Source organism: Streptomyces asoensis, assembly GCF_016860545.1.
In the GTDB taxonomy this organism is placed as follows: domain Bacteria; phylum Actinomycetota; class Actinomycetes; order Streptomycetales; family Streptomycetaceae; genus Streptomyces; species Streptomyces asoensis.
This window is the reverse complement of the sequence record NZ_BNEB01000003.1, coordinates 1,501,164-1,523,694: the sequence shown is the minus strand read 5'-3', so window position 1 is coordinate 1,523,694 and position 22,531 is coordinate 1,501,164. Positions and strand designations below refer to the sequence as shown.

Below are 22,531 nucleotides of genomic sequence, written 5' to 3'. Positions count from 1 at the left end.
TCTCCCGGTGTCCTGTGGCGTTCTCGCTGTCGTCACCGACGCTAGGGAGCGGCACCCCCCGCCGCCGATCCCGCAGTCCGCCCGGTCCGGGGTACAGCAGGCTGTACTCTCCCGGCCCGCGCATGACGCCGAACAGGCCCGCGTCATAAGGTCGTTCGCGAACCGGCCCACGGCCGCCCCGCCGGTCACCGGCCGTCCGCCACCGGCTCGGCCCGCCGGGGCAACGGCCACGGCGAGCGGGCCGACGCGCGGGACGGCGGACGCACACGCGGGCGGCGGAGAAGGAGGGCGGGATGGGCATCCGGCGGAACACGGCGGCCGACCGCCCGGACAACATCCGCACCGACGGCATCCGGACCGGCGACATCCGGACCGACGGCACCCCGCCGGGCGAGAAGCAGGGCACGGAGCCGGGCGAGAGTGTCGGGGAGGCCGTCGGGCGGGCCCTGGGGGCCGCCGGGTCCGCGATCTCCCAGCTCTCGTCCGGACTCAGGACGGCCCTGCTCGCGCTGCTCCTGCTGCTGTGGCTGGCGGTCACCGCCGTGGCGGGCCTCGCCGGGGTGGGGCTGCTCATGGCACCCCTGCCGCTGCGCGCCCTGCACGCCCTGGCCCGCCGGGAACGCGGGCGGCTCGCCCGCTGGGGTCCCGAGGTGGTCGCGCCGCGGCCCCCGCCCACCGGGCTGCGGACCGCGCTCGTCGATCCGACCACCCGCCGGGAGCTGCGCTGGCTGGTCCGGCACGCCACCCTGGGCCTCCCGCTCGGACTGCTCGGCGTCCTCCTCCCGGTCTTCGCCGTGCGTGACAGCACGTTCCCGCTGTACTGGAAGCTCCTGCCGGACGGCGCGACCGCCACGTCCGTCGCCATCGGCAGCGCGCACTCCTGGCCCGACGCCCTCGCCGTGGCGCTGCTGGGCGTGGGCTGGAGCGCCATCATCGTGGGGCTGGCGCCCGGTATGGCGCGGGCGCAGGCCCGGCCCGGACGCCTGCTCCTCGCGGCCGGACCGGACGCGGACCTGTCGCTGCGGATCGCCGAACTCACCGCCACCCGCGCCGCCGCGCTCGACGCCCACGCGACCGAACTGCGCCGCATCGAACGCTCCCTGCACGACGGCGCCCAGAACCGGCTCGTGTCGGTGACCGTGCTGGTCGGGGCGGCGCGCCGCATGGTGGCCCGGGATCCGGCCGGTGCCGACGAACTCCTCGAACGCGCCCAGTCCGCCGCCGAACAGGCGCTGGCCGAACTGCGCACGGTGGCGCGCGGGATCCTGCCGCCGGTGCTGGCCGACCGGGGACTGGCGGGCGCGCTCTCGGGGCTGGCCGCGGACTGCGCGGTGCCCTGCCGGATCGACGTGGACGTGCCCGGACGCTGTGCCGCGTCGGTCGAGACCACCGCCTACTTCGTCATCGCCGAGGCCCTGACCAACATCGCCAAGCACAGCGGCGCCGGGCAGGCCGTCGTCACGGTCCGCGGTGACGGCCGGCGCCTGCTGCTGAGCGTCGAGGACGACGGCCGGGGCGGTGCCGAGGAGGCCGGCGGCACCGGGCTGTCCGGCATCCGGCGCCGGGTCGCGGCCCACGACGGCAGCCTCACCCTGACCAGCCCGCCCGGCGGCCCGACCGTCCTGAGCGCGGACCTTCCCTGTGGAGCGTGACATGCGGATCGTGATCGCCGAGGACGACCCCCTGCTGCGGGAGGGGCTCGCCCTGCTGCTGCGCGCGGAGGGTCTCGACGTGGTGGCAACGGCGGACACCGCCGACGGGGCGCTGGCGGCCGTCGACGCCCATGAGCCGGACGTCGCCATCCTGGACGTGCGGATGCCGCCGACCCACACCGACGAGGGGATCGTCGCGGCGGTCGAGGCGCGGCGCCGGCGGCCGGACCTGGCCGTGCTCGTGCTGTCGGCGTACGTCGAGCAGAGCTTCGCGACCGAACTGCTCGGCGGCGGGGTGAGCGGGCTCGGGTATCTGCTCAAGGAGCGCGTGGGGCGGGTGGAGGAGTTCCTCGACGCGCTGCACCGGGTGGCGGCGGGCGGCACCGCCGTCGACCCGGAGGTCGTCGCCCAGTTGTTCACCCGCTCGCGTCAGGACACCCGGCTGGAGCGGCTCAGTCCCCGGGAACGCGACGTGCTCGCGCTGATGGCCGAGGGGCTCGGCAACTCCGCCATCGCCGGGCGGCTCGTCGTCACCGACGGCGCCGTCCACAAGCACATCCGCAGCATCTTCGCCAAGCTCGACCTGTCACCGACGGACCAGGTGGACCGGCGGGTCGCGGCGGTGCTGCGCTACCTGGAGGACCTGCGGCGCCTCGCCTGAGGGCGGTCGGCGACGCGGCGCGCACGGTCCGCACGCGCGGGCGCGCCCGGACCTTCGCAGGTCCGGGCGCGCGGTGTGGGTATGCGTCGCTCAGTGGTTGTGGTGGTGGCCGCCACCGTGGTGGCCGCCGCCGTGGTGGTGACGGTTGCGGTCCCAGGACTCGTCGTCGATGAAGCGGCCGCGGTCGTTGCGCAGGGTGGCCGTGTCGGAGCGGTTGTCCCAGACCTCGCGGTTGCGGTCCTGGAAGAGGTCACGACGGGTGTCGCGGCCCTCACCGGTGTGGACGCGGACCGTGGCGCGGCCGTCGAGACGGAAGTGGCGGAAGGTGTAGGTACGGCCGTCCTCGTTGCGGAGGGTCCAGCCGTCGAGGTTGATGCTGCGGCGCGTGGTGTTGGTGAGCTCGACCCACTCCTCGTTCAGCGACCTCCGGGAGCGGTCGTCACGTCCCGGGGCGTCGTACTGGACGTCGCTGATCTTCACCTCGGGACGGCGGTTGTCCGGACGGTGGTCGGCGGCGGACGCCGGCAGGGCCACGGCCCCGACGATGGCGCCGGCCGTGAGGGCGGCGGCGGTCAGGCGGCGGGCGGTGGCGGAAGCGGCAGTGGACAAAGAATTCCCCTGGTGGTGCGAGCACCTTGCCGCGGCGGTTTCGTGCCCGCCGCGGTTCCGGTGCGGTGTGAAGGTGCGGTCGGCTGGCCGCACACACACTTTGTCCACGGAGTGCGGGAGATGAGAGGGAAACATGGCCTGTGTTACTTGTTGTCCATATCTCTGTGACTCTCGGCTGTAACGTCCATTCAAGCGGCAGGTGTCCAGGTTGACGCCTGTTACGTATCTTGAGCCCTTGTGGGAGTTGGGGTGTACGGCCCGGGCGCCACGTCGCGCCACCCCACCGCGCGGCGACCCGTCACCCGAAAGTGGGTAACGAAGGAAGCCGCCTCCGGAGAGCCGCGAAGGGCCGGAGGCGGCTGGAAAGAGCCGGTCGGGGCGGGCCGCCGTGCGGCGGGGCGCCGGGTGCCGCTAGAGGTAGTCCTCGAGGCGCGCGATCGTGTAGCCCTGCTCCTGGACGTGGCGCAGCAGGTTCGCCGTCATCTCGGTCATCGTCGTGCCCTTGAGCTCCGACGGCCCCCGGAAGTGGGCCAGGATGATGTCGCCGGGGTGCAGCTTCCTGTCGCCGCGCTGGTACTGCATGTTCTTGATCTGCATGGACTCGCGCCACAGCACGATCGCCTCGAGCCCGCAGGAGGCGGCGGCGGCCCTGGTGTCCTCGTTCCAGTTGCCGTACGGCGGGCGGAAGAGCCGGGGCGCGGTGCCGTACCGGTCCTTCAGCTTGGTCTGCTGGCCGCAGATCTCCTGCTTCTGGGCGGCCGCGCCCAGGGTGCGGAGGTTGGGATGGGTCAGCGTGTGGTTCTGGACGCCGTCGCCGAAGGCCTGGAGTTTCTTGAAGTAGCCGTAGTCGGAGCTGATGGCCGCGTCCGTCAGGAACATCGTGAAGGGGATCTTCAGCTCCCGCATCATCGTGACGAACTGCGGGTCCTTCTCGGCCCCGTCGTCGAAGGTGAGGAAGACGACCTTCTGCTGCGTGGGTATCTCACTGATCACCGGTATGTGGCCGCCGGTGGCGGAGAGGTCGACCGGCTTGGCGGCGGGCGGGGCGGGCGGGGCGGCCAGCGGCTCGATGCCCCACTTGCGGTAGGCGGCGGCGAGGTCGGCCCGCGCGCCCGCGTCACCGCGGACCGTCCGTGCCGGGGACGCCGAGGGGGACGGCTCGCCGGCACCGCGGGAGTCGCCGTCGGACCCGGACCCGGTCCCGCAGCCCGTCGCGAAGCCCGCCACGAGAAGTGCGCAGGCCAGCGCAGCTCCCCTGATCCGCCTGTCCATCGCGCCCCACCCCATGTCGTCCGGCCCCTCGGCCTGTCACCTGGTTGATGTCGAACGGGCGTCCGAGGTTCCGCTCCGGATTGGACCATGACCCATGTCTCGCCCCGGCGGCCGGGGCGCGGGGCGCGGGATGATGGCTCGTATGCGCATCCGCATCGACGCCGTCGACCTGCCCGGCCCCGTCCGGCCCGCCTCCGCCGAGACCCGGGCGTCCGCCCGCGGCGACCTGCACGTCGCCGTGCAGCGGCGGGACCGGCCGGCCGAACTCCTCGACCCGCAGCGCGGCGACGCGCCGTCCGCGACCTGGACGCTGGAATGCACCGCGACCACCACACCGGCCGGCACCGAGGTGACGGGGCCCTATGTCCAGGACCGGCTGGGCCGGCGGTTCGTCTACCTGTCGTGGGGCACGGTCGACGAGTCGGGCGTCTTCACGATGTTCCGCCGCGCCAAGCTCATGCTGGACGCCGTCCCCGCCGAGGTGCTCGCGACCGCCGCCCGCGAGGGCCTGTTGGTCGCACGTCTCGGGCTGACCGACGCGCAGGGCGGCCCGCTGTGCGCACGCGTCGAGCCCCCGCTGGTCACCTGGACCGCGGAGCACGCGGAGTAGACCCCGGCCGCCACCCGGACCCGGCGCCGCGACCGGCACCCGGGCCGGACCCGCGCCCCCGGCCGGACGGGACGGGATGCCCGGGGCTTGGCTAGGCTTGGCGACAAGTGCCTTTTTCGGGGCAAAAACGGACAGACGTCCAAGTGTCCTAAGGAACCGAAGATGGGTCTCGGTGCCGCCACTCCGGCCGTGAAGCGCAGGGCCCTCACCCGTGCGGCCCTGGCCGTCACGATCGCCGCCGGCCTGGCCCTGACCGGGGCCTGCGGCACGGGAGGGGGCGGCGGCGGGGACGGCGACCTGACGGTCGGGGTGCTGCTCCCCGGCGGCGGGGCCTCACGGTTCGGGCGGTTCGACCGGCCGCTGCTCGAGAAGCAGCTGGAACGGCAGTGCCCGGCCTGCCCGGCGCCGACGATCGCCGCCACCTCCGACCCGGCGGTCCAGCGGCAGCAGCTCGAGTCCCTGATCACCCGGCAGGTCGACGTGCTCATCCTCGCCGCCGTCGACCCCCAGCTGCTGCGCCCGTCCGTCGAGGCCGCGCACCGGGCCGGCATCCCCGTCGTCGCCTACGACCGGCTCGCCCAGGGCCCGATATCCGGTTACGTCACCTTCGACGGCGCGACGGTCGGCAGGCTCCAGGGCGAGGCGCTCCTGAAGGCCCTCGGCACGAAGGCCGCCGGCGCCCGGATCGTCATGATGAACGGCGCGACCACCGACCCCAACGCGGGCTGGTTCAAGCGGGGCGCGCTCTCCGTGCTCGACGGCAAGGTGCGCATCGGCAAGTCCTACGACACCGTCGGCTGGCGGCCCGAGAACGCCTTCGCCGACATGACCCGCGCCATCGCCGCCCTGGGCGCGGACCACATCGACGGCGTGCTGGCCGCCAACGACAGCCTCGCCGGGGCCGTGGTCGCGGCCCTCAAGGCCGCCGGGGCCGGACCGCCGCCCCCGATCACCGGCCAGGACGCCGACCTCCCGGCCGTGCGGCGCATCGTCAAGGGCGACCAGTACATGACCGTCTACAAGCCGTTCGAACCCGCGGCCGCCGCCGCCGCGAAGATGGCCATCGCGCTGGGCCGCGGCGAGACGGCCGGCTCCCTGGCCACCCGCACCGTCGGCAACGGGACCACCGAGGACATCCCGGCCGTCCTGCTCCCGTCCGTCCCGGTGACCGTCGGCGACATCAAGGGCACCCTGGTGAAGGACGGTATGTACACCATCGGCCAGATATGCACCCCTGCGCTCAGGTCCGCCTGTGCCGAGGCCGGACTCACCGGATGAGGAGGTGGAGCCGTGCCGGTTCAGCCCCTGCTGGCGCTGCGCGGAGTCTCCAAGCGGTTCGCCGCCGTACAGGCGCTCGCGGACGTCGAGCTGGAGATCAGGGCGGGAGAGGTGGTCGCCCTGATGGGTGACAACGCCGCCGGTAAATCCACCCTGGTCAAGGTGATCTCGGGAGTCGGCCCCGCGGACCGGGGCGTCATCGAGTGGCAGGGCCGGGCCGTGCAGATCCGGCGCCCCCAGGACGCCCAGGCCCTGGGGATATCGACGGTCTACCAGGACCTCGCGATGTGCGGGAACCTCGACGTCGTGGGCAATCTCTTCCTCGGCCGGGAGATCCACCGCTTCGGCATCCTCGACGAGGTGGAGATGGAGCGCCGGACCCGCGAGCTGCTCACGACCCTGTCCATCCGCATCCCGGACGTGCGGGTGCCGCTCGCCACGCTGTCCGGCGGGCAGCGGCAGGTCGTCGCGATCACCCGCTCGTTCCTCGGCGCGCCCCGGCTGGTGCTGCTCGACGAGCCCACCGCCTCGCTGGGCATCGAGCAGACCAGCCAGCTGCTCGACCTCATCGAGGAACTGCGCGACCAGGGCCTCGGTGTGCTGCTCATCAGCCACAACATGGGTGACATCAAGGCCGTCGCCGACCGGGTCGCCGTCCTGCGGCTGGGCCGCAACAACGGCGTCTTCGACGTGCCGACCACATCGCAGGAGCAGATCATCTCCTCCATCACGGGCGCGTCGGACAACGCGGTGGCGCACCGGACGACCCGCCCGGAGGAAGCATGGCCCTGAGGGGGAGGAGGAACCGGTCCCGTCCGACCGACGCCGCTCCCGGCGCCGGTCGCGCACACCGTGCCGACGACACGGCCGGCCGGGGCGGGAAGCCGGGCGCCGGCCCGGACGACGAGGAGGGCGCCGCGGCGGACGTCGGCCCGGACGGCACCCGGGGCGACGCGCCGGGCGACGCGCCGGGCCGTGACGGGGGGCGCCGGGGCGCCGGACGGCTCGGCGGATACCCGGGCGCGGTGCGCCGCAGGCTGCGCGAGGACGGGCTCGGACCGGCCCCGGTGCTGCTCGCCCTCGCCGTGACCTGGATCGTGTTCCAGGCCCTGAACGACAACTTCCTCTCGCCGCGCAACCTGTCCGTCCTCAGCGTGGACATCGTCGGGACCGGCATGATCGCCGTCGGCATCGTCTTCGTCCTGCTGATCGGCGAGATCGACCTGTCGGTGGGCTCCCTGGCCGGCCTCGCGGGCGCCCTGTTCGCCGCCCTGAACGTGAACCTGGGGATGCCGGAATGGCTCGCGGTGATCATCGCGGTGCTGGCCGGCGCGAGCGCGGGCGCCGTCCAGGGGTTCTCCTTCGCCAGGATCGGCGTGCCCGCGTTCGTCGTCACCCTCGCGGGGCTGCTGGTCTGGAACGGCGTCATGCTCTACCTGCTGGGACCCGACAGCTCCGTCAACTTCAGCGAGGACGGGCTGGTCGCGACGCTGACCAGCCGGTACTTCGGCTCCGCCGTCGTCGCCTACGGACTGGCGGGGCTCTGCACGGCCGCGTACCTCCTCGTCTCCCACCACGACCGCAGGCGGCGCGCAGCGGCCGGGATGCCGTGCCGGGCGCGGAGCGGGATCTGGGCGCGCACGGCCCTGCTCGCGGCGGTCGCGTTCACGGCCGTGCACGTGCTGGGCCGGTTCGAGGGGCTGCCGCTGGCGCTGCTGATCTTCCTCGGGGTCCTGACGGCCGCGGACCTCCTCCTGCGCCGCACGCCCTACGGGCGGCAGGTCCTCGCCCTGGGCGGCGGCGCGGAGGCCGCCCGCAGGTCGGGCGTCGACGTGGTGCGCGTACGGATCTCGGTGTTCGTGGTGTCGGGCACCCTGGCCTCGGTCGGCGGCCTGTTCATCTCCTCGCGGCTCACCGCGGCGAGCCAGATCTCGGGCTCCGGGGTGCTGCTGATCAACGCCATCGCCGCGGCCGTCATCGGCGGCACCAGCCTGTTCGGCGGACGGGGTTCGGCCTGGTCCGCGCTGCTGGGGGTGCTGGTCATCCAGTCGGTCGGCTCGGGCATGGCGCTGCTGGGGGTCGAGCCCCCGGTGCAGTTCATGATCACCGGCGGGGTGCTGTTCATCGCGGTCGTCTTCGACTCGCTGGCGCGCCGCTCCGCGGAGGCGCGCGGACGCATCTGAGGGGCGACCCGCCGGGCGCCCGGAAAGACCGCCTGAATCACGAAACATTCGAGAACCTACGGTCGGCTCATTGATCTTGCATTTACCGATCTTGCCGAGCAGAACTGACCGGATCGCGCCCGCACATCCATTGAACTGCGAAAAGGGAAAGCGTCGGCCTCTTTCTTCGCTTCGAATGTTTCGTAACAGATACCGAAAGGATTGACAGTTGTCGTGCGCAGGCCAACACTGACGCCGTCATCGGCCCCCGCGGACGAGGAGGAGACACACCCATGAATTCCGCACCCGCACGGCGGCTCAGGCTGCTCATCAGCGGTGTCTGCACCATGCTGCTGGTCGCCCTGGCGGCGCTCACCCTGCCGGGCACCGCGCACGCCGACACCGTCGTCACCACGAACCAGACCGGCACCGACAACGGCTACTACTACTCGTTCTGGACCGACTCCCAGGGCACGGTCTCCATGAACCTGGGCAGCGGCGGCACCTACGGCACCTCGTGGAGCAACACCGGGAACTTCGTCGCCGGCAAGGGCTGGAGCAACGGCGGGCGCCGGAGCGTGACCTACTCGGGCACCTTCAACCCGTCCGGCAACGCCTACCTGGCCCTCTACGGATGGACCTCGAACCCGCTCGTCGAGTACTACATCGTCGACAACTGGGGCACCTACCGGCCCACGGGCACGTTCAAGGGGACCGTCACCAGCGACGGCGGCACCTACGACATCTACAAGACGACCCGGTACAACGCGCCCTCCGTCGAAGGCACCCGCACCTTCGACCAGTACTGGAGCGTCAGGCAGTCGAAGCGGACGGGCGGCACCATCACCACCGGCAACCACTTCGACGCGTGGGCCCGCGCCGGGATGCCCCTGGGGAGCTTCAACTACTACATGATCCTCGCCACCGAGGGTTACCAGAGCAGCGGCAACTCCCGCATCACGGTGGACGGCGCCGGTTCGGGCGGCGGCGGAGGAGGTGGCGGAGGCACCGGTTCCTGCGCCGCCGCGCTCTCCGCCGGACAGCAGTGGAGCGACCGCTACAACCTCAACGTCACCGTCACCGGCTCCAGCAACTGGACGGTGACCATGAACGTGCCCTCCCCGGCCAAGATCCTCTCCACCTGGAACACCAACGCCACCTACCCCAGCGCCCAGGTACTCACCGCCAAACCCAACGGCAGCGGCAACACCTTCGGCGTCACCGTCCAGCCCAACGGCAACTGGACCTGGCCCACCGTCTCCTGCACCGCCGGCTGAGCCCGCACCCCCACCCCGCACCAGGCAGGAGGACCACTCCCCATGCACAGCGGACCACGCATCCCCTTACGCGCCCTGACCGCCGGGCTGCTCGTCGTCGCGACGGCAGCCGCAGGCACCCTCACCGCCCGCGCCGCCACCCCGGCACCGGCCGCCACCTGCAACGGGTACGTCGGACTCACCTTCGACGACGGCCCGTCCGGCAGCACGACGGCCCTGCTCGACGCCCTCACCCGCAACGGGCTGCGCGCCACGATGTTCAACCAGGGCCAGTACGCCGCCGCCAACCCCTCCCTGGTCCGGGCCCAGGTGAACGCCGGCATGTGGGTCGGCAACCACAGCTACACCCACCCGCACCTGACCCAGCTCGGCCAGGCGCAGATCGACTCGGAGATCTCCCGGACCCAGGCGGCCGTCTCCGGCGCGGGCGGCGGGACCCCGGTGCTGTTCCGGCCGCCGTACGGCGAGACCAACGCGACCGTGAAGAGCGTCGAGGCCAAGTACGGCCTGACCGAGATCATCTGGGACGTCGACTCGCAGGACTGGAACAACGCGAGCACCGACGCGATCGTCCAGGCCGCCTCGCGGCTCGGCAACGGCCAGGTCATCCTCATGCACGACTGGCCCGCCAACACACTCGCGGCGATCCCGCGCATCGCCCAGGGGCTGGCCGCCCGGGGTCTGTGCGCCGGCCGGATCTCCCCGCAGACCGGCCGGGCCGTGGCCCCCGACGGCACCGGTGGCGGCGGTGGCGGAGGCACCGGTTCCTGCGCCGCCGCGCTCTCCGCCGGACAGCAGTGGAGCGACCGCTACAACCTCAACGTCACCGTCACCGGCTCCAGCAACTGGACGGTGACCATGAACGTGCCCTCCCCGGCCAAGATCCTCTCCACCTGGAACACCAACGCCACCTACCCCAGCGCCCAGGTACTCACCGCCAAACCCAACGGCAGCGGCAACACCTTCGGCGTCACCGTCCAGCCCAACGGCAACTGGACCTGGCCCACCGTCTCCTGCACCGCCGGCTGACAGGAGAACCGCGCCTCCGAGGGAGTGAAATCTACTCTCGCCAAGGTAGACATTGACCTTGGAACTGGGTAGCGTTTCTTGTGTACGCACGACCAGGTAAGTGATCCGTCCGAAGGAAGGAAGGAAACACAGACGCCATCAGGATCGCCCGGCCCGAGGAGTTCACCAGGTCGGGTACCGCAAGGCCATGGATTGGAAGGTGGTCCCCGGTCACGCAGCCGCGATCCACGCGCCCCCACCCGTTCGCCGGGTCCGGGTAGCGAAGCAGCGGGTCGGCACAGCAGCAGAGCCGGCCGATGGTGTTGAATTTCCCTTCGGGGCCCTGGTGCCGCACGGCACCGGGGCCCCTCGACGCGTTGCACACACGAGAGGTGACATGACGGCAGACATCCCGCTCGGCGATCGTCTGGACGACGACGACTACCCCGCCTACACGATGGGCCGGGCCGCAGCGATGCTCGGTACGACCCCGGGCTTCCTGCGCGCCATCGGGGAGGCCAAGCTGATCACTCCCCTGCGCTCGGAGGGCGGCCACCGCCGGTACTCCCGCTACCAGCTGCGGATCGCCGCCCGGGCCCGGGAGCTCGTCGACCAGGGCACCCCCATCGAGGCCGCCTGCCGCATCGTCATCCTCGAGGACCAGCTCGAGGAGGCCCAGCGCATCAACGCCGAGTACCGCCGTGCCGCGGACGAGGCGTCCGACAGGTCCGCCTCGCACCCGGCGCCCCCCTCCGCCTAGCGCGTCGGGGAACAACTTCTCCCCTCCCCTGTAAGAAGTCGCGGCTCCCGGCCATTGCCAGGTGAGAGAGCCGAGATGAGGAGAGGGTGCGTGAGCGACGTCCAACGTTTCCGTGACGTGTACGAGGAGTGCCAGCCACGGGTGCTCGCCTATGCCTCGAGCCTGGTGGGCCGGCAGGTCGGTGAGGACATCACCAGCGAGACCTTCACGATCGCCTGGCGCAGGATGCGGGACGTGCCCGCGCCGCCGCTGCCGTGGCTGCTGCGGGTCGCCCGCAACCTGACGCGTGAACTGCGGCGCCGTGACGGCAGACAGTACGCGCTGGCCGTCGAGGAGGCACAGCGCCTCGTCACCTCGGGGGCCCGGGTGGACGACGTGGCCTCGGACGTGACCGAGCGGGCGGCGGCGCTCCAGGCGCTGGCCGGACTGTCGGCCGCCGATCGCGAACTGCTGACCCTGGTGGCCTGGAACGGCCTCGGCCCGAAGCAGGCCGCGCACGTCCTCGGATGCTCCACCGCCACCTTCTCGGTCCGGTTGCACCGGGCCAGACGACGGCTGGAACGTGCCGTCGACGCGGTGGCGGCCGGGCTCTCTCACGACACCCGTCCGACAGTGACCGCGACTGTGAAGGAGCACTGACATGGCACGCAAGCGGCCCGATGTCATGGAGACCCTGGCCAAGGCACGACCCGAGGAGCTGGACCCGGCCCGGCTGGCCGGTTCCGACCGAGCCCGCGACGACCTGCTCACCATCATGTCCGGGCCCCGTGAGACCCGCGGGACCCGCGCGGCCTCCGGTCCGCCGGTGTTCGGCCGGCGCTGGGTGCTGCCCGTCGCGGCGACGGCGGTGGCGGCGGCGGTCGTCGTCGGCACGCTGGCCGAGGGCACCTCGGGCTCCGAGGGGACCCGGACGAGCGCCGGGCCCTCGGCCACCGGAGCCCCCGCCGGGACCCCGGCGGACGGGCGCCTCGCGCTGCTGACCGTCGCGGCCCGGCTCGACCGCACGGCGAACGCAGGCGCGTACTGGCAGGTCACCACGCGATCGGCCTCGGTCGGGGTGATCGCCGAGCCCGTCCCGGGCATCTCGGTCGTCACGGCCGAGACACAGCGGTACTCCTACGGCGTGAAGTCCGGCGCGCGGAGCGTGTGGGTCTCCGGTATCGACGCCTCCACCCAGCCCCGCACCGCGCGTGACCGGCAGCGCTGGGAGGCGGCCGGATCCCCGAAGGAACTGACACTCGCCACGGGCCCGTCGGGCGGACGGCTCGGCGTGCGCATCGAGACGGCGCGCGAGAACACGCCGACGACGGCCACGATCAGCAGCGGCGACCGGATCGCCGCCCTCGGCGCCCGCAACGTCACCTACGCGGACCTGCGCGAACTCCCGGGCGATCCCGCGAAGTTGAAGCGCGTCCTGGCGGACCTCCACGCGCAGGACCGCGACGGCGAGACCTCCGACCGCACCGAGTGGACCTGGCAGCAGGCGGCGAACCTGATCCGCCTGCCGGTCGGGGACGACGTCCGGGCCGCCGCCTACCGCGTCATCGCGGACCTGCCGGGCATCGTCTCGCTGGGTGAGGTCACCGACCCGACGGGCCGCAAGGGCGCCGGGTTCGCACTGCCCGCGACCGGCACGCCCGACTACGGGTCCGTCCGCCCCGAGCTGATCGTCGACCCCGGCACCGGCGCCCTGCTGGCCGAGCGGCGCACGGTGGTGAAGCCGTCCGCGGCCGCCGCGGCGGCGGGCATCACGGCGGGGACGCCGGTCGACTACACCGTCACCGTCGAGGCGAAGTGGACCGACGACCAGCCGACCGGGCAGCCGACCGGGCAGCCGACCGGGCAGCCGACCGGCGCACGGTAGCCGCCCGGCCGGCCGGGTCGCCGGGCGGACCCGGGGCGCGGACCCGTTCCGCCCCCGGGCAGGGCCGCCGGGCAAACGCCCCGGGGCGGGTCAGCCGGACTGCGACGGGGTCTGCTTGATGCCGTCGACGATCGCGCGCTTCAGGATCGCGTTGGTGTAGGTGACCGTGCCCGGCTTGATCAGGCCGTCCGTCCCGCTCAGCCGCTCGACCTGCACCGAGCGCTCGCCGAGGAAGACATGGGTCCTGGAGTCGAAGATCCACTCCTCGCGCTGACCGCTGGTCTCGTCCAGCCGGGCCACCGCCACGCCGTGCCGGCCGACCGCGTCCACGGCGTCGTCGACGACCACGACGCCCGGGATCTTCGCCGCGGTCCGGAACAGCGCCGAGTACAGCTCCGCCGGCGGGTAGCTCTCGGTGAGCAGGTCACCGATGGTGGTGAAGGCCTGCTGGTCCGGGGTGTTCCCCTGCCCCGCGGTCTCCTTGTAGATCTTGGCGAGCAGCTGGTCGGGGTCGGTGGGCAGCTTGGTCAGGTAGTCGTACGACGGGGCGCCGAGGTGCGCCTTCGGCGTGTTGCCCAGCTCGTCGGGAAGGCTCAGCGTCTCGCCCTCGGGGCTGTCGTTGACGGCGGGGTCGATCAGCCAGCCCTTGGTGCCGTCCGCGGAGTTCCACACCTGACGGGTGTGCAGGGCGTGGCCGGCCAGGCTGGTCTTGTCGCCGACGGTCTTCAGGAAGGTGTCGGCCGCCTTGGACTCGATGTACACGTACTGGCCGGGTCCGACGGCCGGGTGGGTCACCGAGGCGGCCGCCAGCGAGATCTGGTCGAGCAACTGCGGCACCCCCTTGGTGGTGGCCGCGCCGAGCGTCGTGGTCAGGGCCGGTCCGGTGGCGACACCGCCGTCCTCGACCCCGCCGCCGCCGGACGTGGACACCACGGCGACGACCACTCCGGCGAGGGCGGCGGCCAGCGCGGGCAGGGCGACCGCCGGGCGGGGCAGCCGCGGCCACGCCCGCCGGGTCCTGCCGGGGGCGGCGGCCGCCGTGCGCTCTTCCTGTCGGGCTGCGTGGATCTGGGCCATCAGACGCTCCTTGTGGAACTGGTGACGACCCGTCGGCAGGTCACGCGCCGTCCGGGCGAAGAGCTGTGCGCTCTCCTCGCCCTCGGCCGGACTCTGCCGGGACATGTTCGCGTTCATCGGTTTCCTCCCTGCGCGGGCCGGACCACGTGTGTGTGATCACCTCTTGTCTGTCGGCCGGTGCGGCCGCCTTCCCGGTTTCCGCGAACTTTTCCGGAAACGGGTCCGGCGGCCGGGTCCGGCGCCGGGCCGGACGCCGGGCGGCGGGCTTCCTCGGCCCCGGCGAGCGTGCGCAGTTTCCTGCGCGCCCGGGACAGCCGGGAGGCGACGGTGCCGACCGGGACACCGAGGGCCTCGGCGGCTGACTCGTAGTCCAGCCCCTCTCCCAGACAGAGCGCCACGACCTCGCGTTCGGGTCTGCGCAGGGTGGCGAGGGCGGTGAGGGCGCTCGCGAGCCGCCGCCGGCCGTCGACCCGGTCGGCGACCTCGTCGGCGTGGTCGGGCACGGACAGCTCGGCCGCGGCCGCGGCGCCCGCCGCCGCCCGGTAGCGCCGGTTGCTGCGGTACTGGTTGCGGGCGGTGTTGGTCGCGATGCCCAGCAGCCAGGGCCGCAGGGAGCCGCCTTCGGGGTCGACCCGGTCGCGCAGCCGCCAGGCCTCCATGAAGGTGGCGGCCATGACGTCCTCGGCGGTCGACCAGTCGGCGGTCAGCCGGAAGGCGTGGTTGTAGACGGCGCGGGAGTGGTCGTCGAACAACTCCGCGAACGCGCTCGACTCCCCGGCCCTTACCCGGGAACGGATATGTGTGCTCACGTCGATGAGCTGTCCGGCACCCCGCACCGACTTCCCGTGACCTGCGCCACACTCGCCCCACCGGCCCCGGTCGAGGCCCGGCAGGCAGGTTCGCACGTGGCTCCGGTCGTCGGTCACGGGTCACGGGTGGAGGACGACCTTGCCGGCGACCGTTCCCGACTCGGCGAGGCGCAGGGCCTCGGCGACCTGCGCCAACGGGAGCCGGGCGGCGATGCGCGCAGTCACGTCACCGCGCTGGAGGGCCGCGAACAGCTGGGTGAGGTCCGCCCGCAGGCGGGACCGGAAGCGGTTCCTGGCGAAGGCGCGGCCGGCCCAGACGTTGAAGAAGTAGGCGCGGCGGCGGTTGGGCAGCGCGTTCCACAGCCACAGCCGGCCGAGCAGCTTCAGCACCGGCCACTGCTTGGACCCCTCGTCGTCGCGGGTGGAGGCGGTGCCGTACGAGACGAGCGTGCCGCCGGGGGCGAGCAGACGCCAGGAGTCGACGATGCCCCGGCCGCCGACGTGGTCGAAGACGGCGTCCGCTCCGCCGGGGACGAGCGCGCGGAGCCGGGCGGCCAGGTCGCCGGTGCGGTAGTCGACGGGGACGACCCCCTGCTCCCGCAGGGCGTCGTGGTGACGGGCGGACGCCGTGCCGATCACCCGCATGCCCGCCGCCCGCGCCAGCTGGACCAGGACCGAGCCGACCCCGCCGTTGGCGCCGTGCACGACGACGGTCCCGCCCGCGCGGACCCGTGCCTTGCGGTGCAGCATCTGCCAGGCGGTGATGCCGTTGACCACGAGGGTCTCCGCCTCCGCCGCATCGACCCCGGCGGGCACGGGCACCACGTCGGCTGCGTCCACGAGCACATGGCTGGCCCAGCCGCCGGTCTTCACCAGGGCGGCCACCCGGGTGCCGGCCAGGCCCTGTCCGACGCCCTCGCCGGTGGTCAGGACGGTGCCGACCAGGTCGTAACCGGGCACGAAGGGGAACGGCGGCTGGTCGTAGTAGCGGCCGCGGCGCATCTGCTGCTCGGCGAAGGAGACCCCGGTCGCCTCCATGCGGACCAGCACCTGCCCGGGGCCGGGGGCCGGGACGGTTCCGTGCCGGAACCGGAGCCCCTCGGGCTCGACCTTGCCCGGCAGGACGACCTCGACGAGTCCTTCGGCGTTCATGACGACCTCCAGTGAGCGTTATCGGCGTTCGCCTTCGTTAGAAGTTGTAACGCAACACGAAAGGAAGTGTCAATAGCGTTCGTGATAGCCTCTAACCAAAGCGATGGAGAGGTGGCGGCAGGCCATGGCGGACACGGGCACCACGACCCCGCGCGAGCGCTACCGCGCCCAGGTACGCGCCGAGGTGAAGGAACGCGCGTGGGAGCAGATCGCCACGGCGGGGGCCTCCGCGCTCTCCCTCAACGCGATCGCCAAGCAGATGGGGATGAGCGGCCCCGCGCTGTACCGGTACTTCGCCGGCCGCGACGAACTGATCACCGAGCTCGTCCGGGACGGGTACCGGAGCCTGGCCGACGCCTTCCGCGCCGCGGCGGACGCCGGCGCGGGCCTGTCCGGACTGGCGCACGTCCTGCGCGACTGGGCCCTCGAGGACCCCCAGCGGTACTTCCTCGTCTACGGCACGCCCGTCCCCGGCTACCACGCGCCCGACGACATCACCGCGATCGCGTCCGAGATCATGACGGCGCTGCTCGACACCTGCGCCGGTCCGCCCTCCGGGGGGCCGGACACCCCGCTCGCCGCCCACCTCGAAGGCCTCGGCGAGCGGTGGACGGACGGCCGCCCCGCGTCACCCGCCGCCCTCGGGCGCGCCCTCACCTGCTGGACCCGGCTGCACGGGGTCCTGTCCCTCGAACTCGCGGGCCACTTCACCGGCATGGGCTTCGACCCCGCGCGGCTCTTCGCGGCGGAACTGGAGTCCCTGACCGGTACCGCGGACGCCTGAGGGAAATACCTTCCGGGCCAAGGGAGTTGCCCAGATCATGACGTCACGCCCCACACCCCGCACGCTGTCCGACGAAGCCCTGTCCGAGCTGCTCGGCCGACAGCGGTTCGGCACCCTCGCCACGGTCAGGAGCACGGGCCACCCGCACCTGACCACCATGGCCTACAGCTGGGACGCCGGCGCCCGCGTCGTGCGGTTCTCCACGACGGCCGACCGCATCAAGGTCCGTCAGCTGCGACGCGACCCGCACGCTGCCCTGCACGTACCGGGCGGCGACGTGTGGTCGTTCGCCGTCGCCGAGGGCGAGGCCGAGATCTCCGAGGTCACGACGGTTCCCGGTGACGCCGTCGGGCGCGAGCTGCTCGGGATGATCCCGGCGGACGCACGGCCGCGGGACGAGGCGGAGTTCCTGGAACAGCTGGTCGCCGAGCGCCGGGTGGTCGTCCGGCTGAAGGTGGACCGGCTGTACGGGACGGCGCTCGACATCGACGGCTGACCCGCCCCCGCACAACGGCCTCACGGGTACGGGAGCGAGACCCCCGTACCCGTACCGTGCGGGCCGCTACAGCGTCACGCGGCTGCCGCCCAGCGTCACCACCAGCTGGCCGTTCGGGGCGAAGGACCAGGCGAGCGCGCCGCCGTAGGAGGAGGCGCAGCGCGAACCGTTGGCGCCGGTCCAGAACTGGTTGCTGCTGTCGGCGTCACCGACGGTCTTGTCGTTGGAGCCGCTGACGCCGTACCGGCAGGACGTGTTGGTGCGGAACACCGACGTCCCCGCGTCCCACGAGTAGTTGCGCTCGGCGTTGTCGATGCTGAGGTTGTTCGACACGGCCATGGAGCCCGGGTTGCTGTTGTACGTGAACCCGTGATGACCGTTGCGGTAGGCGATGCTGCGCCGTACGACGTGGTTGACGGCGATGTCGTCGCCGCCGAGCTTGTAGCCGTTGCGGTCGCCGTTGGAGTTCACGGTGCCGTCGGAGAGGGTGCCGTTGCCGTAGGAGAGGGAGTCCTCGATGGTCACCGGGCCGATGGCGCCGGTGTCCGTCTTGGTGTAGAGGTCCCAGCCGTCGTCGATGTTGTTGTGCGAGACGGCGTAGCGGAAGACGTTCCCGGTTCCGGTGGTGAGCTTCGCGGCGAAGCCGTCGGCGTCCTCGCCGTCGGAGTCGGCGTTGTCGTGCGACTCCGCGCTCAGGATGAGGTTGCGGGCCGGCCACTGGGCGGCGGGGGTGGTGGAGGCGATCCGCCCGAGCTGGAGCCCGGTGTCACGGTTGTAGCGGGTGACGGTCCGCTCGACGACGTTGTCGCTGCCGCCGACGTAGATCCCGTTGTCCCCCGCGTGCTCCACGACGAGGCCGTACACGTGCCAGTACGAGGCGAACAGCTGGAGCCCCCGGTTCGAGGAACTCTCGCTCTGCGCCGAGAAGTTGAGCACGGGGGTCTCGCCCGGATAGGCGGACAGGGTGGTGAGCGCGGACGCCGTGCCGCTCGCGGTCGCGGGGACGGTGACCGTCGAGGAGGGGGTGTACGTCCCGCCGCGCAGATAGATCGTGCCGCCCGCGGTGACACGGCTGATCGCAGAGGTGAGGGTGGTCGGGGCGGACTGCGTCCCGGCCGCCGCGTCGGTGCCGCCCGGTGCCACGTAGATCGCGCCGCCCGACGGAGGCGTGGTGCCGTCGGCCGTGGTCGCCTCCAGGTAGTCGACGTTGGGCAGACCCACGGCGCCGGTGGGGTTGAGCCGGACGGTGTTGGCGCCCGCGTTCAGCGTGACGGTGAGGGCCTTGGTCACCCAGGTCGACCAGGCGCCCGTGGCCTCGAAGGACGGCGTCTGCACCGTCGTGCCGTTGACGACGAGCGAGGCCGCGCGGGCGGCGGCGGTGCCGTTGGCGAAGCGCACGTTCAGCGTGGCCGTCCCCGCCGTGGCCGCGTTCACGGTGAACTGGGCATAGCCGCCGGTGGAGTTGGTGCCGTTGCAGAATCCGCTGCCGGAGTAGCCCGTCCAGTCGGAGTCGATGGTGCCGGTGCAGACCGCGGGGGAGGATTCGGCCTCGTAGCGGGTGGTCGTGGCGGCCTGCGCCGTGGGGCCGGACAGGGCGACGAGGGCGCCGGCCACCAGGCTGACGCAGGCCGTGACGGATCTGAGCTGCATGGGTCATCTCCAGGAACGGAACGGGACGAGTGCGGGTCGGCCGAACCAGAGAGCGCCGACGCACACGGTGCGAGAAAGCGCTTTCTCCCGGAAGCTAGGGGTGTGGCCTGAGCACGTCAAGAGTCGCGTACGTGTTTTCTGTTCATATCCATGGACGGGTGGGCGGGCTGCGGCGCGCGCGGCCCGTCGCGGTCGACCCCGCCCCGGCGGCCCCGGGCGGCGCGGCCCCGCCCGGTCCGCAGCCGTGTGCGCCATCCCCTCAAGGGATCCGCGCAGGAGCGTCACACAGACTGCACACAGTCTTTCGAACGAGTCGTTAGCGTTGCCGGCCATCGGATCCCCCGCGCAGGAAGACGCCAGATGGACTACTGCTCCACGTGTCGCCGGCATCTGAACGGCGCCCTGGTGTGCCCTGGATGCGGCGCCTACGCCCCGGACATCGCGCCGGTCAGGGTCGAACGCGGCATCACCGCGGCCCCGATCGCGCGGTCGGCCTCCATGCCGACGGCCGCCATGCCGACGCCACCGGCCTCGACGGCCCGCACGCTCCCCCCGGCCGGGGTTGTGGCCCAGTCACCGGCCCCCGCCTACAGCGGCATCGCGCCCGTCGCCGCCCCCGCGGCCGACGTCGAGGACGTGCCGTCCGGGTCTGCGGCCCCCTACGCCCCGCCCGGACGGGCGGCGCGGCGGCGGCAGCTGGCCCGCTGGAAGAAGAACCAGCGCCGGGCCGTGGTCGCGACGGCCGTCGCGCTCGTCGGCGGCGGGCTGACCTTCGCCGCGCTGGACCGGCAGACCGGTGACCAGGCACAGGCGGCCACGACACCGGAGCTCCCGCCCACGGCGGGCGGCAAGGACCCGGCGTCGGAGCGGACCCGCCCGACGGTGAGCCGGTCCGACGGCCACCGGACGGCGCCCTCCGCCGGGCGCACGGCCGACACCCGCACCGACTCGCTGCCCTCGGCCCCCGCGACGCCGGTGGTTCCCCGGCAGCGGTCCGGTCCCGCGTCCCACGAGGCGGCGGGCACCACCGGCACGGGCGGGAGCGGCGGCGCGGGCACCTCGTACGCGAGCGGCACCACCGGCGCGACCGGCGCGAGCGGTGCGACGGGCTCCGCGGGGCAGCAGCAGCCGGCCGGCTCCGCCGCGGGTGACGGCACCGGCTCCTCGACCTCGGACGCGTCGGGCACGTCGGGCGCGTCGGGCACGTCGGGCGCGTCGTCCTCGTCTTCGGGGTCGTCGTCGGGCTCGACGGGCTCGTCGTCGACCGGAGCTCCGTCCTCCTCGACGGGCACCGCGCCCGCGGGGACCTCGCCGTCGGACGTCTGCCTGCTGGGCCTGATCTGCCTCGGCTGACCGGATCCGGTCAGGACCCGGGCCGCCGGAACTAATCGGGGCGGCCGTCAGTTTCTACGGTGTTGTAGATGTGGTGGTGGCCGCAGCGACAGGCTCGGCCGCCACCGGACTGACCCCGCCCCGATCTTCTGGAGTTCTCATGGCCCTGTGGGACCGCGTCAAGGAATCCGCGTCGACGATGCAGACCCAGCTCCTGTCGAAGAAGAACGACCTCAAGAGCGGCGCCTTCCGCGACGCGAGCATGGCGATGTGCGCCCTGGTCGCGGCGGCGGACGGCACCGTCGACCCCGCCGAGCGGCGCCGGGTGGCGCAGCTGATCGCCACCAACGAGGTACTCCAGAACTTCGACGCCACGGACCTCCAGCGGCGCTTCGACGACAACCTCGCCAAGCTGACCGCCGACTTCGACTTCGGCAAGGTCAGCGTGCTCCAGGAGATCGCCAAGGCGAAGAAGAAGCCGGCCGAGGCACGGGCGGTCGTCCAGATCGGCATCGTCATCGGCGGCGCCGACGGGGACTTCGACAAGACCGAGCAGGGTGTCGTGCGCGAGGCGTGCTTCGCCCTCGACCTGCCGCCGCACGAGTTCGACCTCTGAGCCTGCGGGCCTCTGAGTCTGCGGGCCCCTGAGTTTCTGAGTCCTCGCGCCGCGCGTCCCGTCCGGCCGCGCGACCCGTCCGGCCGGGCGTCCCGTCCGGACGGTCCGGGCCGGGGCGCCGGGGTCCTGCGTGGCCGTACGGCCGGGGCCGGGGCGGGAGTCAGGCCAGGGCGGTCGCCAAGCCGTCGTCGTCCCAGCGGACTTCCAGGACCCGGGTCACGGCGTCGCGGTCGATGGGGCCGAACACGTGCGGGAACAGGGTGCCTTCGGCGACCCCCGGCGGCGGGGCCGGCGCGGCCGCCTCCCACGCGCAGCGCGCCGTGAGCCGCCGTTCGTCCAGGACGAGGGCCAGCAGCGGTCTGCGGGCCGTCCGGTAGAACGCGTTGACGACGCGGAGGGTGGTCGCCTCGTCGGGGGAGCAGTGCACGAACCCGTCCTCCGCGAGCGAGGCCGGTGCGTAGGGCCGGTCCGGATCGGCGCTCCACTCGTCCAGCGGCACGACGTGATAAATCATGATCCGGTTATACAACAGGCGCTCACTGCCCCTCGGGGAGCGTGACGATGTCGCCGTTCTCGTCGAGGGTGCGGGTGCTCCAGTAGACGTCCCACTTGTCGCCGACCTTCTCGGGGACCTTGCCCTCGGGATAGCGGGCCCAGCCGTCCGCCGGCTCCTCGCCGTCCGGCACGCAGTCGCTGCCGCTGCTGTTCACGGCGAGCACCGGGTACTCGCCGCCGCCGCAGCTCGCCTCCTCGATCTGGAGGGAGCAGCCGGTGAGCAGCGCGAGGGCCGACACGGCCACGGCGAGCGCCGCCACCGCCCCGGCCGGCCTACGGCCCGCGCCCGTCCGGCCCCTGGTCATGCTGCTGCTGCGCACGGTCTGCTCCTCTGCACGGACGGACGGCCGCGCCGTCCCGCCCTGGTCCGCGCCGGCACCGCGCCGGCTGTGCGCCCAGCCTGGCGGGCGGCAGGAGTGTTCCTCTTGAGTACGGGTACTCATCCCTCACGGGCGGCGTACCCGGGTGCCGCGTGGCGCCGTCCGGCTCCCGGGCCCCGCATCCGGACCTGTGCTACCGTGATAAAAGTGGCAGTTTCGGTTACCAGAGGCTTTTGAGTGCTCTTCGACCTTCCGTCGACGGGCACTCTTTTTGTTTTTGGGGCTTTTCCTGATCCTGCGACACCGGATCCGCAAGGTGCGGACCCCGGGCATTGCCCCATAGGGAGATTCAACATGGCATCTGGCACCGTGAAGTGGTTCAACTCGGAAAAGGGCTTCGGCTTCATCGAGCAGGACGGTGGCGGCGCAGACGTGTTCGCCCACTACTCGAACATCGCCACGTCCGGCTTCCGTGAGCTTCAGGAAGGCCAGAAGGTTACCTTCGACGTCACCCAGGGCCAGAAGGGCCCGCAGGCGGAGAACATCCTGCCCGCCTGAACCGCCTGACGCCGCCTGACGCTGACGCT

24 protein-coding genes are annotated in these 22,531 nt (G+C 72.6%); 16 read left to right on the top strand and 8 right to left on the bottom strand.

Going from position 1 to position 22,531, the window contains the following annotated elements; genetic code table 11:
* Window positions 1–293: 293 nt before the first annotated feature.
* Both Saso_RS19525 and Saso_RS19520 read left to right on the top strand, forming a co-directional pair.
* Complete coding sequence (locus Saso_RS19525; protein ID WP_189928542.1) at window positions 294–1,652, top strand: sensor histidine kinase; 1,359 nt, start codon at window positions 294–296, stop codon at window positions 1,650–1,652.
* A gap of 1 nt (window position 1,653) precedes the next feature.
* Window positions 1,654–2,313, top strand: a complete 660-nt coding sequence (locus Saso_RS19520; RefSeq protein WP_189928544.1) for a response regulator transcription factor — start codon at window positions 1,654–1,656, stop codon at window positions 2,311–2,313.
* Between the two features lie 90 nt (window positions 2,314–2,403).
* Here Saso_RS19520 and Saso_RS19515 read toward each other — a convergent pair whose 3' ends face one another.
* Both Saso_RS19515 and Saso_RS19510 read right to left on the bottom strand, forming a co-directional pair.
* Window positions 2,404–2,922: a lamin tail domain-containing protein gene (locus tag Saso_RS19515; RefSeq protein WP_189928546.1), complete on the bottom strand. Its 519-nt coding sequence runs from the start codon at window positions 2,920–2,922 to the stop codon at window positions 2,404–2,406.
* A 411-nt stretch (window positions 2,923–3,333) separates the two neighbouring features.
* A complete protein-coding gene (locus Saso_RS19510; RefSeq protein ID WP_189928548.1) occupies window positions 3,334–4,194 on the bottom strand; it encodes a polysaccharide deacetylase family protein in 861 nt (286 codons plus the stop codon).
* Window positions 4,195–4,336: 142 nt separating this feature from the next.
* Between Saso_RS19510 and Saso_RS19505 the strand changes: the two genes are divergently transcribed.
* The 9 genes from Saso_RS19505 (at window position 4,337) to Saso_RS19465 (ending at window position 13,153) form a co-directional block, all read left to right on the top strand.
* Window positions 4,337–4,804: a DUF5990 family protein gene (locus Saso_RS19505; RefSeq protein ID WP_229901617.1), complete on the top strand. Its 468-nt coding sequence runs from the start codon at window positions 4,337–4,339 to the stop codon at window positions 4,802–4,804.
* A 162-nt stretch (window positions 4,805–4,966) separates the two neighbouring features.
* Complete coding sequence (locus Saso_RS19500) at window positions 4,967–6,082, top strand: sugar ABC transporter substrate-binding protein (protein WP_189928552.1); 1,116 nt, start codon at window positions 4,967–4,969, stop codon at window positions 6,080–6,082.
* Window positions 6,083–6,094: 12 nt separating this feature from the next.
* Window positions 6,095–6,874 (top strand): ATP-binding cassette domain-containing protein, encoded by a 780-nt coding sequence (locus Saso_RS19495; protein ID WP_189928554.1) that lies wholly within the window; start codon window positions 6,095–6,097, stop codon window positions 6,872–6,874.
* Entirely contained in the window at window positions 6,865–8,265 is a 1,401-nt protein-coding gene (locus Saso_RS19490; protein ID WP_229901618.1) for a sugar ABC transporter permease, read from the top strand. The genes Saso_RS19495 and Saso_RS19490 overlap by 10 nt, the downstream gene beginning before the upstream one ends.
* A 272-nt stretch (window positions 8,266–8,537) precedes the next feature.
* Window positions 8,538–9,521: a glycoside hydrolase family 11 protein gene (locus tag Saso_RS19485; protein ID WP_203833534.1), complete on the top strand. Its 984-nt coding sequence runs from the start codon at window positions 8,538–8,540 to the stop codon at window positions 9,519–9,521.
* 42 nt (window positions 9,522–9,563) lie between these two features.
* The gene (locus Saso_RS19480) at window positions 9,564–10,550 is read left to right on the top strand and encodes a polysaccharide deacetylase family protein (RefSeq protein WP_203833533.1); all 987 of its coding nucleotides are present in this window, start codon (window positions 9,564–9,566) and stop codon (window positions 10,548–10,550) included.
* Between the two features lie 376 nt (window positions 10,551–10,926).
* Window positions 10,927–11,289 (top strand): helix-turn-helix domain-containing protein, encoded by a 363-nt coding sequence (locus Saso_RS19475; RefSeq protein WP_189923424.1) that lies wholly within the window; start codon window positions 10,927–10,929, stop codon window positions 11,287–11,289.
* A 90-nt stretch (window positions 11,290–11,379) separates the two neighbouring features.
* Window positions 11,380–11,928, top strand: a complete 549-nt coding sequence (locus Saso_RS19470; RefSeq protein WP_189923425.1) for an RNA polymerase sigma factor — start codon at window positions 11,380–11,382, stop codon at window positions 11,926–11,928.
* A 1-nt stretch (window position 11,929) separates the two neighbouring features.
* Window positions 11,930–13,153, top strand: coding sequence for a CU044_5270 family protein (locus Saso_RS19465; RefSeq protein ID WP_189923427.1), 1,224 nt, complete (start codon window positions 11,930–11,932; stop codon window positions 13,151–13,153).
* A gap of 90 nt (window positions 13,154–13,243) precedes the next feature.
* Here the strand turns inward: Saso_RS19465 and Saso_RS19460 are convergent, their stop codons facing one another.
* The 3 genes from Saso_RS19460 to Saso_RS19450 form a co-directional block, all read right to left on the bottom strand.
* A complete protein-coding gene (locus Saso_RS19460) occupies window positions 13,244–14,347 on the bottom strand; it encodes a CU044_5270 family protein (protein ID WP_189923429.1) in 1,104 nt (367 codons plus the stop codon).
* Entirely contained in the window at window positions 14,344–15,039 is a 696-nt protein-coding gene (locus tag Saso_RS19455) for an RNA polymerase sigma factor (protein ID WP_229901340.1), read from the bottom strand. Before Saso_RS19455 ends, Saso_RS19460 begins: the two co-directional genes overlap by 4 nt.
* Window positions 15,040–15,159: 120 nt before the next feature.
* Complete coding sequence (locus Saso_RS19450; RefSeq protein WP_189923431.1) at window positions 15,160–16,191, bottom strand: medium chain dehydrogenase/reductase family protein; 1,032 nt, start codon at window positions 16,189–16,191, stop codon at window positions 15,160–15,162.
* 124 nt (window positions 16,192–16,315) lie between these two features.
* Here Saso_RS19450 and Saso_RS19445 point away from each other — a divergent pair, with 124 nt between their 5' ends.
* Together Saso_RS19445 and Saso_RS19440 are read left to right on the top strand one after the other, a co-directional pair.
* On the top strand, window positions 16,316–16,975 hold the full coding sequence (locus Saso_RS19445) for a TetR/AcrR family transcriptional regulator (protein WP_189923433.1): 660 nt from the start codon (window positions 16,316–16,318) through the stop codon (window positions 16,973–16,975).
* Between the two features lie 37 nt (window positions 16,976–17,012).
* Complete coding sequence (locus Saso_RS19440; RefSeq protein WP_189923435.1) at window positions 17,013–17,471, top strand: pyridoxamine 5'-phosphate oxidase family protein; 459 nt, start codon at window positions 17,013–17,015, stop codon at window positions 17,469–17,471.
* Between the two features lie 66 nt (window positions 17,472–17,537).
* On the opposite strand, the gene Saso_RS19435 is transcribed toward Saso_RS19440, so the two are convergent.
* The gene (locus Saso_RS19435; RefSeq protein ID WP_189923437.1) at window positions 17,538–19,121 is read right to left on the bottom strand and encodes a carbohydrate-binding protein; all 1,584 of its coding nucleotides are present in this window, start codon (window positions 19,119–19,121) and stop codon (window positions 17,538–17,540) included.
* A gap of 360 nt (window positions 19,122–19,481) precedes the next feature.
* Between Saso_RS19435 and Saso_RS19430 the strand changes: the two genes are divergently transcribed.
* Complete coding sequence (locus Saso_RS19430) at window positions 19,482–20,474, top strand: SCO2400 family protein (protein ID WP_189923439.1); 993 nt, start codon at window positions 19,482–19,484, stop codon at window positions 20,472–20,474.
* Window positions 20,475–20,613: 139 nt separating this feature from the next.
* Window positions 20,614–21,069 carry a tellurite resistance TerB family protein gene (locus Saso_RS19425; RefSeq protein WP_189923441.1) on the top strand — a complete coding sequence of 152 codons (456 nt, stop codon included), beginning with the start codon at window positions 20,614–20,616 and terminating at the stop codon, window positions 21,067–21,069.
* A 160-nt stretch (window positions 21,070–21,229) separates the two neighbouring features.
* Here Saso_RS19425 and Saso_RS19420 read toward each other — a convergent pair whose 3' ends face one another.
* Both Saso_RS19420 and Saso_RS19415 read right to left on the bottom strand, forming a co-directional pair.
* Entirely contained in the window at window positions 21,230–21,583 is a 354-nt protein-coding gene (locus tag Saso_RS19420; protein ID WP_189923443.1) for a DUF952 domain-containing protein, read from the bottom strand.
* A gap of 22 nt (window positions 21,584–21,605) precedes the next feature.
* Window positions 21,606–21,929 (bottom strand): SCO0607 family lipoprotein, encoded by a 324-nt coding sequence (locus tag Saso_RS19415; protein ID WP_189923948.1) that lies wholly within the window; start codon window positions 21,927–21,929, stop codon window positions 21,606–21,608.
* A gap of 369 nt (window positions 21,930–22,298) precedes the next feature.
* On the opposite strand from Saso_RS19415, the gene Saso_RS19410 reads away from it, so the two are divergent.
* On the top strand, window positions 22,299–22,502 hold the full coding sequence (locus tag Saso_RS19410) for a cold-shock protein (RefSeq protein WP_115906956.1): 204 nt from the start codon (window positions 22,299–22,301) through the stop codon (window positions 22,500–22,502).
* Window positions 22,503–22,531 lie beyond the last annotated feature (29 nt).